The following is a 15,318-nucleotide window of genomic DNA, read 5'->3' on the forward strand; positions in this document are numbered from 1 at the left end:
CACGACGGGGTCCGTGTGGTCTCACTGGGGCAGGAGGACTCGGCCGGGTCGGTCGCCCTGCTGGACACCGACACGTGGCTGTGGTCGGAACCCCCACGCCAGCCACCGAAGAAGTTGAGGTACATCAGGTTCTGAAAGGTGGCACCACCATCAGCCAGCACCATCTGGCCAACGGCCGGCGTCGTGGACTGTGCAGACCCCACAAGTGCCGCAGACCCGGGGCGATTCACCCTGCGGTGCGGCAAAATAGTGTCGGCGACGAGGTTGCCGTTAGGGTGCACGGTAGGGTCATGGTTCGGTCAGATGAAGGTGTGGTAACTCTCATCTTGCCCCGGTCAGTACCTCTGTATGTTGTGCCACCCCGGATCCCCATCACGGGTCAGCTACGCATTCCCAAACGAGAAGAGCCGCATAACCTCGCGGCACGCTTCACTCAGGTACAACCTGCGCAGGCACACTCGGTCATCAACGTGCGATCGATCCGCTCGACACTCCCCACTGACCTTCGCCCATTCCCAGCAGTGCAGCCTGGTCCCCTACCGACCAACCGGCCTCAGTGAGCGCGGATACCGCGTCCCGAACTCTGAAATCGCGAGCTGGGTCGCACCGTCCGGAGTTGGACCGACTGTGGGGCAAGCTGCGCGGTGGGGACACGGTGGTGGTGTGGCGACTGGACCGGTTGGGCCGCTCGGTCCCGCATCTGATCGATCAATTGGAGGATCTACAGGCCCGCGGCGTCGGGTTCGTTTCATTGCAGGAGACCATTGATACGACGACCCCGGGTGGTCGGCGGGTGTTCCATGTGTTTTCGGCGTTGGCGCAGTTCGAACGTGATCTGGTGATCGAGCGCACCACTGCCGGCCTGGCAGCGGCCAGGGCACGGGGTCGGGTCGGGGGTCGGCCGAAGAAGCTCACCGAGCAGCAAGCCGCCACCGTCCGCTCACTGTATGAGGCGAAGACGATGACGGTGTCAGAGATCGGGAAGGTACTCGGGGTCAGTAGGTCGACAGTATATCGGAGTCTCAATGCAGAAGATAAGTAGAGGCCTATACCTGTCGGATGTTATCTGCCGCCTGGACCGGGCACAAATGGCGGCAACCCATTTCTTCTACGGCACTCATTTACAGAATATACGTACGTGTCGAACTTGTCCTCCACAAAATAGTCTACAAGTTCTTCTTTTAGAGCGCTTACGATGTCGTGTCCGCATTTATTCCATTCTTCCACTTTGGAACCCGGTCTCCATACCGGCGGATCATCGAAGCGGGACGATTCGCTAACAAACATGTCCTGAAAGTACGCAGTCCAAGAGTGTAATTTTCGTGTCAACGCTTCACTTAGATTGAAGTCTTCCGCTGTTACATAAGGACGAATTCCAACTGATTCATCCCTCGGGGGTTCCCCCCAGAGTGAGCTCGGGTGGCCATGTTCTGGACGGAGTACTAGCTTCCTAATTTGTTGTCCGCCTACTTCCATAGGACCTCAAGACCATCCACGCAGCCGTGCCATTTTCCGGAGTATTCGTCGTATCCTGCCCACGCTGTCCACAGCTCGTTCTCGGTTCCAGATGGTCCGCCATTTGGGTTGACGATTGCTACACTGTTCACCCCTGACTTCTTATTTCCCCTTTGTCTTCCCCAATTGTTTCCATGAGCATTATCGAAGTCCTCTGCGTTGAGCGTATAGTTAACGCAGGCTAGAAAATCGTAGTAGTCTGACCTGGTCGGAGGTACCTCGTTAAAATGCCCACTTCCTGGGTTAGCTACGGAGACTATGTGGTTTCTAAAGCGTTCGCAGTATAGTAGGACACTGCCTTTGCCATGAACATTAAACAGTGCTAGCTTTGTGTCGCCAGAGACCTCGTAATCTACGCATCCCAGAACTCGATCTTCGTAATTCTCTGCCGGTCCATCAACCTCTGCCTTTGCTCTTGCATTGGAATTGGTGGAGTTCCCAATGGGCCAGTACAGATCCTTCGATATGGGAGCGCCTGTAAGAGTTCCGCCTGTGAATGTTTGGTCATACCAGATAGATGTAGTGGGTATTGCGTCACTTACAGGGTAGCCGTATGCTCCTGATTCTCGGCCGAGAGAGTCCCATCGCAAAAGTATTGTTCCAGAAATTGGATGCGCTCCGTATTCCGGATGCCAGTAGATATCTCCTCCAATGAAGTGGTTATACCTCCCAACACCGTCGGGTGTGCCGGCTTCGTCGGCGGTGGGGTAGCCGAGGGGTCCGCCTTCTGCGCCGGTGGCGACCCACTTGTCGTAGATGAGCCCTTGGATACTGGCGAGGCCGGCGAGGGAGCCGTAGATGTGTCCGCGTTGGAACGACTGCTTGCGTCCGATACCGTCGGACAGTCCGATCTCGTCGGTGGTGGGGTAGCCGAGGCGCCCGGCTTCCCATCCGTTGCGTGCCCATACGATGGAGAAGTGTGTGGTGACAGGGTGTGCACCGGTGGTGGGGTGCCAGTAGATGAACCCGTTGACGAACTCGTTACGCCTCCCGACCCCGTCGGGGACTCCGAGCTCATCGGATTTCGGCCAGGTGAGGAAGCTTGTGGGTCCGCCGATGGCGTCATACTTTTCGCGGATTGCTCCGCAGACCTTGTAGGGGCTGGGCCAGTAGGTGGTGCAGTTGACCGGCGCTGCTGCTAGTGCGCGTGCCAGGGGGTTGGCTGCACGGTCTTGTTCGGCCTGCTGTTCGGCGGCTTCCTGGACCTCGGCGCGGTCAGCTTCCTCTTTGGTGAATCCGCCGGGAATGTCCTCAGTGTCTGAGCGCATCTGACCGGGGGTGATCATCGCCTCGGGGTCAGTGGTGGCGTGCCAGTCGGCCCCGGCATCGTTGTCGATCGTGTTGTCATCGAAGCCGGGTTCAGCGGGTTCGAGGTCTTCTCGACCGGCAGCGGGTGTCGCTGCAGCCTGGGCAGCATTGTCGATCGCCTCTTGTTCAGCGTTCGCTCGCGCGGAGGCCGAGTCATCGGGCCCGGTGGTGATGCTGGGTTGCGCCGCCGAAGTCGGGGACAGTGTTGAGCTCAGTCCGAGGGCGAGGACAACCGCGAGCAGCGGTCTGAGTACTTTGTGTCGCATTGATTCCTCTTGGTGGTGAGTGCATGGGGAGAAACGTCAGGTGTACCAAAAGCCACGTCAGCGGAATATTTTGAAAGGCTGTGCAAGTGTTGGGACACTATCGTTGAGTGAACCATGTTTTCACTCAGTCGACAAGAGTGGGGGTGGTGTGCGCTGTATGTTCGCCACGACCGCCACACCGACGCCCCGGCCCACGTCCTGGGAGCGGCGGTGCCAGTATGGCTTCACAAACCGATGCCTGGTCACCTGACGCTTCTCAAAGAGCCCTTATACTCTGCACGGTCTGGACAGAAATCCCCGCAGCTGACGTCCTCACCCTGCCCAACCACCTGGAACAGCTCGACGAGAACCAGCGTCTGGGCGAGATTGACCTGTGGGCCCCGCGGTACATCGACGCGCTCTACAAGGTCATCCTCAACCGCGCCCGGGACGCCGGCGACCTCCACCTCCTGAAACGGCAGACGCTGATCGACGCCCGGCCACGGCTGGCCCTGCCCACCCCGCTGCGTGACCAGTGGGAGGCCCGGTTCGACGAGTTGGCCGGGCGCGGCCGGCGACCATGATCGACAACGCAGAGGTGACAAACCCCAGCACCCGCCCGTGGTGGAGCAATACTTCGCTGTAGAACTCTCTGCCGGAACCGCGCGGTAGACGCCTCCGTCGCTCAGCGACGATCCGCGTCCGTCGCACCACTACGATGACGGCATGACACTTCAACTGACCGGAGTACTGGTCCTCATCGCCTCCCCGGGTGACACACAGCAAGAACGCGCCAGCGTCCGCGAGGCAATCAACAACTGGAACATCAACAGCGGACGACGCATGGGGGTTGCTCTACTTCCTTGGCTGTACGAGCATTCCGCCGTGCCTACCCTCGGCGACCGGCCCCAGGCGATCATCAACTCACAGGCCGTTGACCGCGCTGACGTGGTGGTCGCATTCTTCGACAGTCGGCTCGGCACAGACACGGGTGTCAGTGTCTCGGGTACCGCAGAAGAGATCCAGAGGGCGCATGCCTTAGGAAAACCCGTGCACGTGTACTTCTCGAACGAGGACGTTCCCCGCGAAGCCGACCTCGACCAGCAGGTGGCACTGCGAGACTTCAGGCAAGGTCTTCAAGACAGCGGACTGCTCGGGGACTATAACGATCCCCAGGACCTTGCAGGTCAGGTAGTTCGGGCGCTCCAGCATGACATTGACGAAGCGGGATGGGATGTTTCTGCACATTCCCGGACGATTACACTCTCGGGAGCTCAGCTTGCGTGGCATCACGAACACACCGAGAAACCTGACGGAGTGGACAAGCGAGGCAAGCAAAAATACAAGACCACCAGCAACCGACTGGTAGTCGAGAACACAGGGTCCGTGCCCGCTGAGGATCTGACCTTCACGGTGACCGGGCTCGACGGCTGCAGGGTCCACGACGGCGACCTTCCCACCACTCCGTTCACCCTGGAAGCACACTCCACCCGAAGCTGGATCGTAATCCCCCTTAGCAGTGGAACGGTCGAGATCGCCGCAGCGTGGACGGAGGGAGGGGAGGACAAGAACGCCAAGTTCACCACCGAGGTCCGCTCCAGATAGTCGCTGCGCAGAACTGGACATTGGCGCGGTTACGGAACTGTCAGATCAACTGAGACGCCAGAGGCTGGTATTGACGCCGGGCAGCGGCAAACCCCCAGGTCGATAGTGTCAGAATGAGTGAGAAAAGTGTCAGTTAGACTGAGACAGGACACCTGTTGTCCCGTCTCAGTCATGTCGAGATTTTTCGCACGTGACACGAGACAGTACGGATTACCCCCTCTTCTCTCACTGATCCTGAGATAGCCTCGCCGATACACGAGGAATCAGGAGTCAGGGACATGTCGCTTCGCCAACTGCCCGTCAACATCACCGACCGCACACGCGTCCTGATCAACCTTGACGGCGACGACCAGAACGACGCAGGAGATGTGCTGGAGAGCCCAGTCCTTACACGGACGGTGAATAACCGATGCCCTGACGCCGCGGACAACGTCGTCACAGAATCCCCGGGGGTAGCGCTTGGCCATGGGAATCAATTCTCCAGGCCGCCCAGTAGGGGCAACTAGATCAGATGTCACCCACACGCGTAGCAGACCCGTTCTCCTACATCCCGGTGCTGAGCTCTGTGAACGCGGCAGTATCCGACGAGGACTTCCACCGACAGGTGTTCCAGATGGCCGAAGACTGTGTGAGCCAGGGCGGCGTCACCCACCTGGTGGTCATCCATCCGGCTGCGGAGTCCGATGGCAAGCAGAGAGCCAGGTAGCCCCTGCGCAGAACTGGACAAAGCTATCGGTACGGAAATGTCAGATCACCTGAGACACCTCGGTGGTAAAAACCACCCGCGGCGGAGTAAACACCCAGGTCGCTGGCGTCAGAATGAATGAGAAAGTGTCAGTTCGAATGAGTACGGTCAGCCTCAGGGCCGGTAGACCGACAGCACCCGGTAGTGCGCGACGAAGTCCAGCTCCGAGACCTTGTCCCCGACCTCGCCGTCGTAGGCGACCTCGGTGGGCTCACTGAGGATCTCGCAGTGGAACTCCGGGCGGTGCAGCTCGTGGTACAGGGGACTGCGACCCAGATTTCCGCTCAGCAGCGCCACCACGGTACGCAGCCGTGAGAACCGACGACCGGTCTCCAGCATCCGCACATCGAGCAGTCCGTCCTCGATCGTCGCCCGGTCGACCGGGGCGAACCCCGACGGCTGGTACAGCGAGTTACCGAGGAAGAACAGCGAGGTCTTCAGGGTCTTGCCGTCGTACCTGATCTCGACGGCATTCTCGTCCTTCAGCACCCGCCAGGCGGCGATGACCGCAGCCACGGTCTTGCCTGTCTTCCCCTCGTACTTCTCCCGGATCTCGACGAACCGCGGGTAGATCCCGATGCTCGCGGTGTTCAGCAGCGTGGTCCCACCATTGAGCGTGACGACATCCACCTTCTCCACCGTCCCGTACTTCACCGCGGCGATGGTCCGGTCGGTCGTGGCGCAGTCGATCTGCTTGGCGAAGTGGTTGAACGTGCCGCCCGGGAACACCGCCAGCGGCTTGTCCGCGGCACGTGCGACACCCGCGGCTGCGGCCACGGTGCCGTCGCCACCGGCGATGCCGAGCACCTCAGCCCGGGATGCGGCGTCCTCCAGGACCAGTTCGACGTCATCGTCCGGCCCGAGGGTGACGATTTCGGCGGCCGGAAGCGCCTTCTCGACCTCCTTGAGGACCCTCTCCCCTGTCCCACCGCCCGAGGCCGGGTTCACGACAAGGACCAGTCCTTCACCTTCAGGACGCGCCGGCGCATCGACAATATGCGTTTCAACCCCGGAGATGTCCGGCACCACCGGCGGCGGCACGATTTTCGCTCCGATCGCGGTGATCAGCGCACCGAGACCGAATCCGGCCAGCACATCGCCGGGATAGTGCGCGCCGGTGTACACCCGGGAGAAACCGACGAGACCTGCCAGGGCACCTACCCCTGCTCCGAGCCCCGGGGCCTCCACCGCCACACCGGACGCGAAGGCTGCGGCACTGGCGGAGTGTCCCGAGGGAAAGGAACTCGACTTCGGGTACCGACGGATCTGACGTGCCACCTTCACCGACCCGTGCCCCGGTCGCTGCCGCCGCCACCAGCGCTTCGCCACCTGGTTGGCGATGAGACTGGTGCCGGCCACGCTGACCAGCCCACGCGTCGCCGCCCGCTGGGTCCGGGGGTTCCCGGTCAGGGCCATCGCACCGGCGATCCCGATCCACAGCTTCGAGTAGTCGGCTGCACCGGTGAGTCTGGGCAGGAAGGCGTCCAGGCGTGGATTCTCAGCTCCGGCGACCGCGTCGAACACGTCCCGGTCCATCCGCACGACCCCCGACAGCATCTCGCCCACCGCGGTCCGCCGGAACCGACCACTCACACGACCACCCATTGACGCACTCTCCATCCACCTGCAGCTGACTACCGACCACTCCAGACTACCTGGCGGACGATTCTCCGTTACTGCAGGTCGAAGTGATGACGGGTCAGTAGTGGAACTCCCCGTCCGGACCGAATCCGGCCTCCCTGACCTCACTGACACAGTCGGTCGCCAGCGGGCCGTAGATGTGCGGGAACCGCTGGCCGTTTCCGGCCTCTTCCTCGAGGATCTCAGTTCCGGCAGCGCGCACGGCGTCCTCGTCGACAACCAGGACGCACAGCCGGACGCCGGCCTCGGCTGCCGGGCGGTAGAACCGGTCTGCAGTTCCCGCGATCTGGTCGGCGAAGGAGGCGTGGATGAACCCCACCTCGTCGAGGGACTGCTCGAGGGTGGACACCCGGTATTCACCGGTGGCGACGGCGGCGTCCCAGGAGGACCTTGCGGCAATGTGGTAGATCGTCATGTGCCAAAATGTTACCCATGACACTTCCCCACACTGACATCGATCCGGACGGTCTGCTGGAGTACTCCGTCGTCTTCACCGACCGGTCCCTGAACCACATGTCGAAGCGTTTCGTCGGCGTCATGCAGGACATCATCTCCGTACTCAAGGACGCCTACGACGCCTCAGCTGTCGCGATCGTCCCCGGTGGCGGTTCCTACGGCATGGAGGCCGTCGCCCGTCAGCTCGTGACTGACCGGAAGACCCTCATCGTGCGCAACGGCCTGTTCTCCTTCCGCTGGTCCCAGATCATCGACGCCGGCAGGATCACCGACGATATCACGGTGCTGACCGCCAGCCAGGCCGAGGACGCCACCACCTCACCCTGGTCCCCCGCCCCGATCGACGAGGTCACCGCCACGATCCGTGAGCAGAAGCCGCAGGTCGTCATCGCCCCGCACGTGGAGACCGCCGCCGGTATCCAGCTCCCCGACGACTACCTCCGTGCCCTCGGTGAGGCCGCCCACGAGGTCGGTGCCCTGTTCATCCTCGACTGTGTCGCCTCCGGCGCCTCCTGGGTCTCCATGACCGACGCCGGTGTCGACGTCCTGGTCAGTGCCCCGCAGAAGGGCTGGTCCGGTACCCCGTGTGCCGGTTACGTCATGCTCAGCGAGGCCGGCCGGAAGGCCGTCGAGGAGACCACCTCCACCAGCTTCGCCATCGACCTGAAGAAGTGGCTGACCATCGCCGACTCCTACGTCGAGGGCACCACCCCGTACCACGCCACCATGCCGACCGACTCGCTCGCGCACAACGCCGAACTCATGGTCGAAGCCCGCGAGATCGGACTGGAGAAGCTCCGCGCCGCCCAGATCGAACTCGGCGAGAAGGTCACCGAGCTGCTGACCTCCCGTGGCATCTCCCCGATCGCCGCCGAGGGCTTCGCCGCCCCGTCCGTGATCGTGGCCTACACCGATGACCCCGCGGTGAAGTCCGGCGCAAAGTTCAAGGAGGCCGGTATCCAGGTCGCCTCCGGCGTGCCGCTGCAGTGCGGTGAGCGCGAGGATTTCTCCACCTTCCGCCTGGGACTGTTCGGCCTGGACAAGCTGCAGGATGTCGACGGCACTGTCGAGCGCCTGCGTGCCGGACTGGACAAGCTCGGCCTCTAGGAGCAGCCTCGGGGCATGCTCTTCGCTTTTTCCATTGCCCCGTCCACGACCCCGGAACCGGACGGCTCGATGTCCCACATCGTCGCCCGGGCCGTGGAGGTCGTCCGTGACTCCGGCCTGCCCCAGGAGACCTCGTCGATGTTCACCACCGTCGAGGGTGACTGGGACGAGGTCATGCCCGTGATCAAGCGGGCCTGCGAGGCCGTCGCCGAAGTCTCCCCCAGGGTCTCGCTGGTGCTCAAGGCCGACCTGCGCCCGGGTCGGTCCGGGGAGATCACCGGCAAAGTCGAGCGGCTCAACGCCGCGATCGACGGGAACTGACGGTTCATCAGGCCATCCGGTGCATCAGCCAGTTGTCCGGGTTGCCGTCCATCTCCGTCCTGATCAGGGCGAACTTCCGCGACTCACCACCGAGCAGGCTGGTGCTGTGACTCTCGTGTCCCCGGTGGCCCTGCAACGACACGACGATCTTGTCCTCACCCCATGAGTGCAGGACGTAGCTGCCGGCGTCCCGGATTGTCACGGTGCCGGCACCCGGGTTCCCCTCCCCGATGCGTCCCTCGAAGGACGCGTACTCCAGCGGATGGTCCGGAGTCTGCACCGCGAGACGGTCCTGCTCCGTCGACTCCGGAACACCCTTCGGCAGCGCCCAGGACACGAGGACGCCGCCATGCTCCAGCCGGAGATCCTGGTGCAGACTGGTGGCGTCATGCTCCTGGACGACGAAGGCGGGACCACCGTCCTCCCTGTCGAGCAACGACGCCATGGGGTCGCCCTCGGTGAGCAGCCGTTCCATGACCTGCCGGTAGCCGAGCTGGCGGACGTCCGCGTCGATCTCCTCCCAGTACCGCGGCGCCGCGACCGTCGGCTGAGACCTGCCGCGCAGGTAATACGGCGCGCAGGTGCATTTCACGCCGTCATTCTGACTCCAGTCGATGAGCACCTTCCCCCGGCGCTGCTGCTTCGACATCGTCGAAGTCACCAGCTCAGGGTGCTCCTGCGCGATCTCGTCGGCGATGGAATGGACGAGATCACGCACTGCGGCCGGTCGCCGGCTCCCGGTCAACCCGGCATAGACATGGATCCCCCGGCTTCCCGTGGTCACCGGGACTGACACCAGGTCACGGGCATCCAGCTTCTCCTTGACCAGGTGCGCAACCCCGGCACAGTCGGCCAGCGTGGCGTCCTCCCCGGGGTCGAGGTCGAAGACGGCCCGGTCGGGCCCGTGGATCCCGCCGCGGGGACCGTAGCGCCACTGCGGGGTGTGGATCTCCAGGGCGTCCAGCTGGAGCAGCCAGACCAGTGTGGCGACGTCATTGACCAGCGGGTAGGTGACGGTGCGGGGCTCGTGGTCGAACTCGCGCGTACTCACCCATTCCGGCGTACCGTCGCGCAGATTGCGCTCGAAGAAGGACACCCCCGGGTCTGCTGCCGTGCCGACCCCTTCCACCCAGCGCTTGCGGGTGGCGGGACGGTCGTGGGCGTGGGCGGTGAACCACGGGGCCACGGCCCGCACATAGTCCGCCAGGTCGCGCTTGGTCGTCCCGGTCGCCGGGTACATCACCTTGTCCGGATGGGTGAACCGGACACTGCGGCCGGCGACATCGACGGTGTCTGTGGTGTCTGTGGTGTCGGTGTCAGCCATGTCCCCATGGTGGCACGGTCAGCTGGCGACGTCCGCCCCCACCGACGCTGCGTCATTGCGCTCGGTGAAGTAGTCGGCGGCACGAACGGGCTCGTAGTGGACACCACCACCGACCGGCGGTGCGAACGGCTCGACGATCTGGTCCATGTCCGGCTCGCAGAAGCAGATGATGCTGTACAACTCCTCGGCCGGGGACTCTTTCGGCGGTGCGAGGACGCGGTGCCTCGTTGAACGCCACCGGTCGCCGGTCCATCGGGCCAGCAGATCGGCGATGTTGATCGTCATCGCACCCTCGACGAAGGGGGCGGTCGCCCACTCACCGTCGAGGGTCTGGACCTCGAGTCCGCCGTAGCCGGGCTGCCGGTCAAGTATGGTCACCAGGCCCCAGTCGGTGTGCGGGGCGATGCGGTACTGACCCTGGCGCGCCTGGCCAACGACCGACAGTGCCGGATACCGGTTGATGTTGAAGGTGTTGGGCGACTTGGACGCCCGCTCCACGAAGTACTGCTCATCGAGACCGAGCGCGGTGGCGAGCATCTCCAGCAGGTCGACGTAGAGGGTGCGGGCCTGGTCGATCCAGGCCAGGACCAACTCCCGGAGCTCGGGGACCTCGGCCGGGTAGACATTCTCCGCGAAGTACCCGGCGTCGATCTCCGCATCCCCGGTACGGAAGTCACGGCCGAAGGTGAGCGTCTCTTTGAGGTCGGCCTTCTCCGGGTCGATCTCTTCGCCGTAGTAGGCGTTGGCCTCGTCTCCCCTGCGGATCCAGCCGCGTCCGCCGACCGGCGTCCGGTACTGCTCCTTGACCTCGTCGGGCAGATGGAAGAACTCCTTCGCCGTCGCACGGACGCGGGCAGAGAGTTCAGGGTCGATCCCGTGGCCGCTCACCATGAAGAAACCGGAATCCTGCATCGCCTGGTCCAGACGCCTGGCCAGGGCCGCCCGCTGGGCTGCGTCCCCGGTGCGCCAGACAGCGACATCAATGAGCGGAATATCGGGGGTTGCCGACATGTAGGCTTACCTTTCTTCACGGGCGTGGACGCAGGTCATCCTACTCAGGTTCCCCGTAGAATCCAGGCCTCCCCCACCCCGGCACCCCTGTGCTCTCCAAAACCGTACAAATAGTACAGATCGCACAGAACGTACTGAACACCGGGAGGCCTCCATGGAATCCCGGAATCCGTTCCGCCCCAGCTTCGGAATCACCCCGACCGTCGTCGTCAGCCGGGAACTGGTGACCATGAATGCCGGACCCGCCTTTCTTGAAGGCCCCGGATCCCCCTACCGGTTAACACTGGTCAGCGGACCGCGATGCCCAGGAAAAACCGTCCTGCTCAACCTGCTGGAAGAAGAGGCCCGACACCGCGGCTGGACTGCATCCAGGGTGACGTCGTCCCACGACATGGTGGAGGATCTCGTGGCGACAGACATTCCCGCGATCTCCTGCACTACCTCGTCACCACACTGGACGTCCGGGACGGTGGACTGCTCATCACCGTCGACGTACCGGCCACGGATACTCCTACCTGATTCAGCTGCTGGGTTCACTGAGCTGGACATTCGGTAGCGGGGAACGTATCACGCCTGACGATGTCGCTGCAGCATTTCCACTCACCAGAGAACGCATGGGCCTCCAGGCGCATGTCCCTGTCCTCCGGGAAGTCCCGGAACACGCGCTGGAGTTCCTCCGCGCGGTCGCGGTCCTCGGGGCTCCTGCGCCCCATCGGAAGAGCCGCCGAACACATGGGTACCGCCGCGAATCAGGCGCCCGCCTACCTCCGGGATCACGCAGAAGACTGATCCTTCCCGGAGCCCCCCGGACATCCCCTACCGCACCCGGGCGGTCTCGATCCGAGAGGGTGCGGCGTAGGCGGTGATTCCCGCACAGAGGATCGCGGCCAGGGACAGCAGTGTCTTCCAGTCCTTGTCCAGCAGGCCACCGAAGATGACGTAGAACACGGCCGCAGCCACGGTCAGCGCGATGATCGCCGCGTTGAACAGCCCCTCGTTGCCGGTACCGGAAACCGGGATGTAGAGCAGACCGGCAAAGACGCCGAGGATGCCGGCGACCACACCGTGGATCACCGCGGCACCCGGCCCCTGGGCCACCGTGTCACTGACGACGGCGATGAGCTGGTCGACGATGAGCACCACGGCGAAGGTGACAATCGCGGACAGGACGCCGAGCAGCACGAGGTTGACCGAGACCTTCTTGGCCTCGAACTTCCCCGCCAGCAGTGTCGGCCCCCGGTCCTCGTAGGAGTCCTGGTACTGGGGCTGCTGGTACTGGGGCTGCTGGTAGCTCTGCTGCCGGCCCCCCTGCTGCCGGTAGGGGGACTGCCCGTAGTCCTCACGGCGGTACTGACGGGTCTGGTCGTCGTAACCGTCGTTGCCGTAGGGGTACTGGTTACTCATCGGAACTGTCGCTCTCCATCGGGTCGCGGATCTGGTTGAACCACGAGTTTACCCGAGCAGCCTGTCCAGCCCCTGGATGTTCCCGTTGAAGACGTTCCGGTCCACCGGGCTCTCCACACCCGGGACTTCTCCGGTGGAGGTGGTCTGCCAGATCGTCCAGGTCGACCAGCCGCCCGGAACCTCGGGCGCGTCGCCGCCGTTGTAGTCGGCGATCCACAGCGGGTGGTCGGCGAATTCGGCGGTGTCCCCCATCTCCGACTTCCAGAAGTTCGGGTAGGTGTAGATCACCGCGTCCCGTCCGGTCCGCAGCTTGAGGGTGGTGAGGAAGTCACGGACCCAGGACTGGAGCTGCTCCGGAGTCAGGCCGCCGCTGTCCTCGAGATCAAGGACCGGTGCCAGGGTCGGCGCAGGTGAACCGATCGTGGCGGTGGCGAAGATGTTCGCCTGCGCGACCGCATCCCCGGGGGCGTCGGACGGTCGGGCGAAGTGGTAGTTTCCGCCACGGATCCCGGTGAGGCGGGCCAGGTTGATGTCACCGAACCAGTTCGGGTTCACGTACTCGGTTCCCTCGGTCGCCTTGACATAGGCGAAATCGGTACCTGCTGACCGGGCCTGTACCCAGTCCGATACCGGGGCCACGTTGTGCTGGTGGCTGGAGACGTCGATACCGTCGACGACACTGTCCGGGGAGAGGGAGCCGGCAGCTCCGGATCCGGACGCAGATCCGTCGGTCGACGACGGCAGGGAGCTGTCGGCGGAGGCGGGTGGGGCGGTGAGGACGGCGGCGGCCGCCACCGCGAGGGAGAGGATGACCGTGGTAGGGGTGCGCATAGGTGACACCCTAACACGTAATGTTACCGATTCGTGATCATTTTCTGGTCAGGAGAAACGGATCCCGGCGAGCTGGTGGGACTGCGCCACGATCGCACCGGTCGAATCCCACACCGTCGCCGTCTCATCGACACGGTCGCCGAGAATCATGTTGGCGACGAGCAGGACATTCACCGGGCCCGGAGCCGGAAGTGCCCGGATGTAGGTGGTCAGTTCGATGGTCGGCACCCAGCCGGCAGGTCGGATGTCCATGGTCGCCGGGGGTAGTACGTCCGCCGCCAGTAGGAGGGCTTCCGGGGTGAAGTCCTCCCCACCGGGCAGCTCCACCCAGGCCCGGGCCTCGCCGGCACCGCGTCCTTCTCCCGTGGTGAACATCGGCTGTCCGGGGTCCGGTCGCAGACCGACATGCCGGTAGATCTCGACGGGCGGTTCCTCCCCTGCCGCCGGGTACGGCGCGCAGCCCTCGACCGGGTGCGGGGCCGGCGGAAGCCCGGCCGAGTTCCAGATGCCGGACTGCCCCACGTCCGCAGACTGCACCAGCGCGCCGAAGGTCACGGTGGTCTCGCCGGTCACTTTCCCACCCTGACTCATCCGGGCCCGGACCTGTGTTGTCGTCCTGCCGGCCCGGAGCAGTTCCGCCTCCAGATCCACGATCCCGGGCCGGGGCGCACGGAGGAAGTGGGTGGATACGGCGACCGGGTGCGGATGCTCCCCGGCGACCAGGTCGGATGCTGCCCTGACCATCAGTGCCTGCAGGTATCCGCCGTTGGGGTTTCCCAGGATCGTCCAGCCCGGATGGATGTCCGCGGTCCAGCGGTTGTCGTCGACCCGGGTCACCGCGCTGACGTCACTGAACGGCGGATGCTGATTCATGTTTTCACTCACGGAGACCCATCGTAGAGTTCCGTCGCCCGTCGCGTACCGGAACCTCAGCGACGGATCAGCAGCTCACCGTGCAGCATGAGGAAGATGGCGGCCGGGTCATCGGCCCACTCACGCCACCCGCGGCAGATCCGGCCGGCAGCGGTCTCCACCGCATCGGCGTCCCAGGTACCCAGGACACCGGCGAGCTGGTCACGGAAGCGCTCCTCGTTGACCCGTGCGCACCAGCTGTCTGCGAGGTCTTCCGTCGGTCGTCCGCCGGGTGCGTTCGACCAGACCCAGGTGGAGGTCGAGTAGGTGAGGTCCTCGATCCTGCAGCCGGCGGCCAGCGCCCAACCGACGAGATGGCGTCCGGCGTCCGGCTCCGCCCCGTTAGCCTGCGCCATCGCCCGGTAGCGGTGGGTCCACTCACGCAGGCCCAGCGGGGCCGGGTGGTAGGACATCGCGGCGTAGTCGGCGTCCCGCAGGGCGATGACCCCGCCCGGTGCGGTGACACGCAGGCACTCCTGCAGTGCGGCTACCGGGTCGGTGAGATGCTGGAAGACCTGGTGGGCGACCACGACATCGAAGGAGGCGTCCTCACATGGCAGCCGGTAGACGTCCCCGGGCAGGAACTGTGCACCGATTCCCCGCGCCTCAGCCGCGGCAGCAGCCGCCTCCAGCGGAACCGGTGTGTTCTCCACACCGGTGACCTGGGACGCCGCACCGCCGAGGCCGGCGATCATCGCCGCCAGGTCCAGGGTGATCGACCCCGGACCACAGCCCACGTCGAGGACCCGGGACGCGGCCGTGAGATACGGCAGGGCGAAGGCCAGGGAATCGGTGGCGGTGCGCCGCGCGTGGTTGCCCAGCACGGCGTCGCCGTGGCCGTGGGTGTATTTCTCGGCGGATTCCGGGGCAGCGTTCTCGACGGGGCTTTTCAC

At 64.2% G+C, this 15,318-nt stretch carries 16 protein-coding genes; 6 read left to right on the forward strand and 10 right to left on the reverse strand.

The genetic code is table 11. The features are described from left to right. Nucleotides 1-556: 556 nt before the first annotated feature. Nucleotides 557-1,042: a recombinase family protein gene (locus tag Q0A27_RS12155; RefSeq protein WP_291475836.1), complete on the forward strand. Its 486-nt coding sequence runs from the start codon at nt 557-559 to the stop codon at nt 1,040-1,042. Nucleotides 1,043-1,466: 424 nt separating this feature from the next. On the opposite strand, the gene Q0A27_RS12160 is transcribed toward Q0A27_RS12155, so the two are convergent. Next, nucleotides 1,467-3,089: a hypothetical protein gene (locus Q0A27_RS12160; RefSeq protein ID WP_291475837.1), complete on the reverse strand. Its 1,623-nt coding sequence runs from the start codon at nt 3,087-3,089 to the stop codon at nt 1,467-1,469. A gap of 218 nt (nt 3,090-3,307) precedes the next feature. On the opposite strand from Q0A27_RS12160, the gene Q0A27_RS12165 reads away from it, so the two are divergent. Continuing rightward, nucleotides 3,308-3,652: a hypothetical protein gene (locus tag Q0A27_RS12165; RefSeq protein WP_291475838.1), complete on the forward strand. Its 345-nt coding sequence runs from the start codon at nt 3,308-3,310 to the stop codon at nt 3,650-3,652. Between the two features lie 142 nt (nt 3,653-3,794). Then, nucleotides 3,795-4,673, forward strand: coding sequence for a hypothetical protein (locus tag Q0A27_RS12170; RefSeq protein WP_014009884.1), 879 nt, complete (start codon nt 3,795-3,797; stop codon nt 4,671-4,673). Nucleotides 4,674-4,936: 263 nt separating this feature from the next. Here the strand turns inward: Q0A27_RS12170 and Q0A27_RS12175 are convergent, their stop codons facing one another. Then, nucleotides 4,937-5,140: a hypothetical protein gene (locus tag Q0A27_RS12175; protein WP_291475842.1), complete on the reverse strand. Its 204-nt coding sequence runs from the start codon at nt 5,138-5,140 to the stop codon at nt 4,937-4,939. Nucleotides 5,141-5,184: 44 nt separating this feature from the next. Here Q0A27_RS12175 and Q0A27_RS12180 point away from each other — a divergent pair, with 44 nt between their 5' ends. Further along, nucleotides 5,185-5,379 carry a hypothetical protein gene (locus Q0A27_RS12180; protein ID WP_291475844.1) on the forward strand — a complete coding sequence of 65 codons (195 nt, stop codon included), beginning with the start codon at nt 5,185-5,187 and terminating at the stop codon, nt 5,377-5,379. A gap of 153 nt (nt 5,380-5,532) precedes the next feature. Here the strand turns inward: Q0A27_RS12180 and Q0A27_RS12185 are convergent, their stop codons facing one another. Both Q0A27_RS12185 and Q0A27_RS12190 read right to left on the reverse strand, forming a co-directional pair. Continuing rightward, complete coding sequence (locus Q0A27_RS12185) at nt 5,533-7,023, reverse strand: phosphatase PAP2 family protein (RefSeq protein WP_291475846.1); 1,491 nt, start codon at nt 7,021-7,023, stop codon at nt 5,533-5,535. A gap of 94 nt (nt 7,024-7,117) precedes the next feature. Then, nucleotides 7,118-7,474 carry a DUF952 domain-containing protein gene (locus Q0A27_RS12190; protein ID WP_291475848.1) on the reverse strand — a complete coding sequence of 119 codons (357 nt, stop codon included), beginning with the start codon at nt 7,472-7,474 and terminating at the stop codon, nt 7,118-7,120. A gap of 17 nt (nt 7,475-7,491) precedes the next feature. Here Q0A27_RS12190 and Q0A27_RS12195 point away from each other — a divergent pair, with 17 nt between their 5' ends. Together Q0A27_RS12195 and Q0A27_RS12200 are read left to right on the forward strand one after the other, a co-directional pair. Then, nucleotides 7,492-8,622, forward strand: coding sequence for an aminotransferase class V-fold PLP-dependent enzyme (locus Q0A27_RS12195; protein WP_291475850.1), 1,131 nt, complete (start codon nt 7,492-7,494; stop codon nt 8,620-8,622). A 15-nt stretch (nt 8,623-8,637) separates the two neighbouring features. Further along, nucleotides 8,638-8,943: a thiamine-binding protein gene (locus Q0A27_RS12200; protein ID WP_291475852.1), complete on the forward strand. Its 306-nt coding sequence runs from the start codon at nt 8,638-8,640 to the stop codon at nt 8,941-8,943. Between the two features lie 7 nt (nt 8,944-8,950). Here Q0A27_RS12200 and ligD read toward each other — a convergent pair whose 3' ends face one another. From ligD to Q0A27_RS12230, 6 genes are all read right to left on the reverse strand, one after another. After that, nucleotides 8,951-10,267, reverse strand: a complete 1,317-nt coding sequence (gene ligD / locus Q0A27_RS12205) for a non-homologous end-joining DNA ligase (RefSeq protein WP_291475854.1) — start codon at nt 10,265-10,267, stop codon at nt 8,951-8,953. An 18-nt stretch (nt 10,268-10,285) separates the two neighbouring features. Beyond that, a complete protein-coding gene (locus Q0A27_RS12210; RefSeq protein WP_291475856.1) occupies nt 10,286-11,278 on the reverse strand; it encodes a 2-oxoglutarate and iron-dependent oxygenase domain-containing protein in 993 nt (330 codons plus the stop codon). 816 nt (nt 11,279-12,094) lie between these two features. Beyond that, a complete protein-coding gene (locus Q0A27_RS12215) occupies nt 12,095-12,682 on the reverse strand; it encodes a hypothetical protein (protein ID WP_291475858.1) in 588 nt (195 codons plus the stop codon). Between the two features lie 48 nt (nt 12,683-12,730). Continuing rightward, nucleotides 12,731-13,513 (reverse strand): GH25 family lysozyme, encoded by a 783-nt coding sequence (locus Q0A27_RS12220; protein ID WP_291475859.1) that lies wholly within the window; start codon nt 13,511-13,513, stop codon nt 12,731-12,733. A 48-nt stretch (nt 13,514-13,561) separates the two neighbouring features. Next, nucleotides 13,562-14,398: a thioesterase family protein gene (locus tag Q0A27_RS12225; RefSeq protein ID WP_291475860.1), complete on the reverse strand. Its 837-nt coding sequence runs from the start codon at nt 14,396-14,398 to the stop codon at nt 13,562-13,564. Between the two features lie 44 nt (nt 14,399-14,442). Further along, nucleotides 14,443-15,318 (reverse strand): class I SAM-dependent methyltransferase, encoded by an 876-nt coding sequence (locus tag Q0A27_RS12230; protein WP_291475862.1) that lies wholly within the window; start codon nt 15,316-15,318, stop codon nt 14,443-14,445.

The organism is Corynebacterium sp. (assembly GCF_022712275.1).
Classification (GTDB): Bacteria; Actinomycetota; Actinomycetes; order Mycobacteriales; family Mycobacteriaceae; genus Corynebacterium.

What these genes read in the sequence shown, in the direction of transcription:
- Q0A27_RS12160 (WP_291475837.1), bottom strand. Translation starts at nt 3,089, where the DNA reads ATGCGACACAAAGTACTCAGACCGCTGCTCGCGGTTGTCCTCGCCCTC.
- Q0A27_RS12165 (WP_291475838.1), top strand. Translation starts at nt 3,308, where the DNA reads ATGGCTTCACAAACCGATGCCTGGTCACCTGACGCTTCTCAAAGAGCC.
- Q0A27_RS12170 (WP_014009884.1), top strand. Translation starts at nt 3,795, where the DNA reads ATGACACTTCAACTGACCGGAGTACTGGTCCTCATCGCCTCCCCGGGT.
- Q0A27_RS12175 (WP_291475842.1), bottom strand. Translation starts at nt 5,140, where the DNA reads ATGGCCAAGCGCTACCCCCGGGGATTCTGTGACGACGTTGTCCGCGGC.
- Q0A27_RS12180 (WP_291475844.1), top strand. Translation starts at nt 5,185, where the DNA reads ATGTCACCCACACGCGTAGCAGACCCGTTCTCCTACATCCCGGTGCTG.
- Q0A27_RS12185 (WP_291475846.1), bottom strand. Translation starts at nt 7,023, where the DNA reads ATGGGTGGTCGTGTGAGTGGTCGGTTCCGGCGGACCGCGGTGGGCGAG.
- Q0A27_RS12190 (WP_291475848.1), bottom strand. Translation starts at nt 7,474, where the DNA reads ATGACGATCTACCACATTGCCGCAAGGTCCTCCTGGGACGCCGCCGTC.
- Q0A27_RS12195 (WP_291475850.1), top strand. Translation starts at nt 7,492, where the DNA reads ATGACACTTCCCCACACTGACATCGATCCGGACGGTCTGCTGGAGTAC.
- Q0A27_RS12200 (WP_291475852.1), top strand. Translation starts at nt 8,638, where the DNA reads ATGCTCTTCGCTTTTTCCATTGCCCCGTCCACGACCCCGGAACCGGAC.
- ligD (WP_291475854.1), bottom strand. Translation starts at nt 10,267, where the DNA reads ATGGCTGACACCGACACCACAGACACCACAGACACCGTCGATGTCGCC.
- Q0A27_RS12210 (WP_291475856.1), bottom strand. Translation starts at nt 11,278, where the DNA reads ATGTCGGCAACCCCCGATATTCCGCTCATTGATGTCGCTGTCTGGCGC.
- Q0A27_RS12215 (WP_291475858.1), bottom strand. Translation starts at nt 12,682, where the DNA reads ATGAGTAACCAGTACCCCTACGGCAACGACGGTTACGACGACCAGACC.
- Q0A27_RS12220 (WP_291475859.1), bottom strand. Translation starts at nt 13,513, where the DNA reads ATGCGCACCCCTACCACGGTCATCCTCTCCCTCGCGGTGGCGGCCGCC.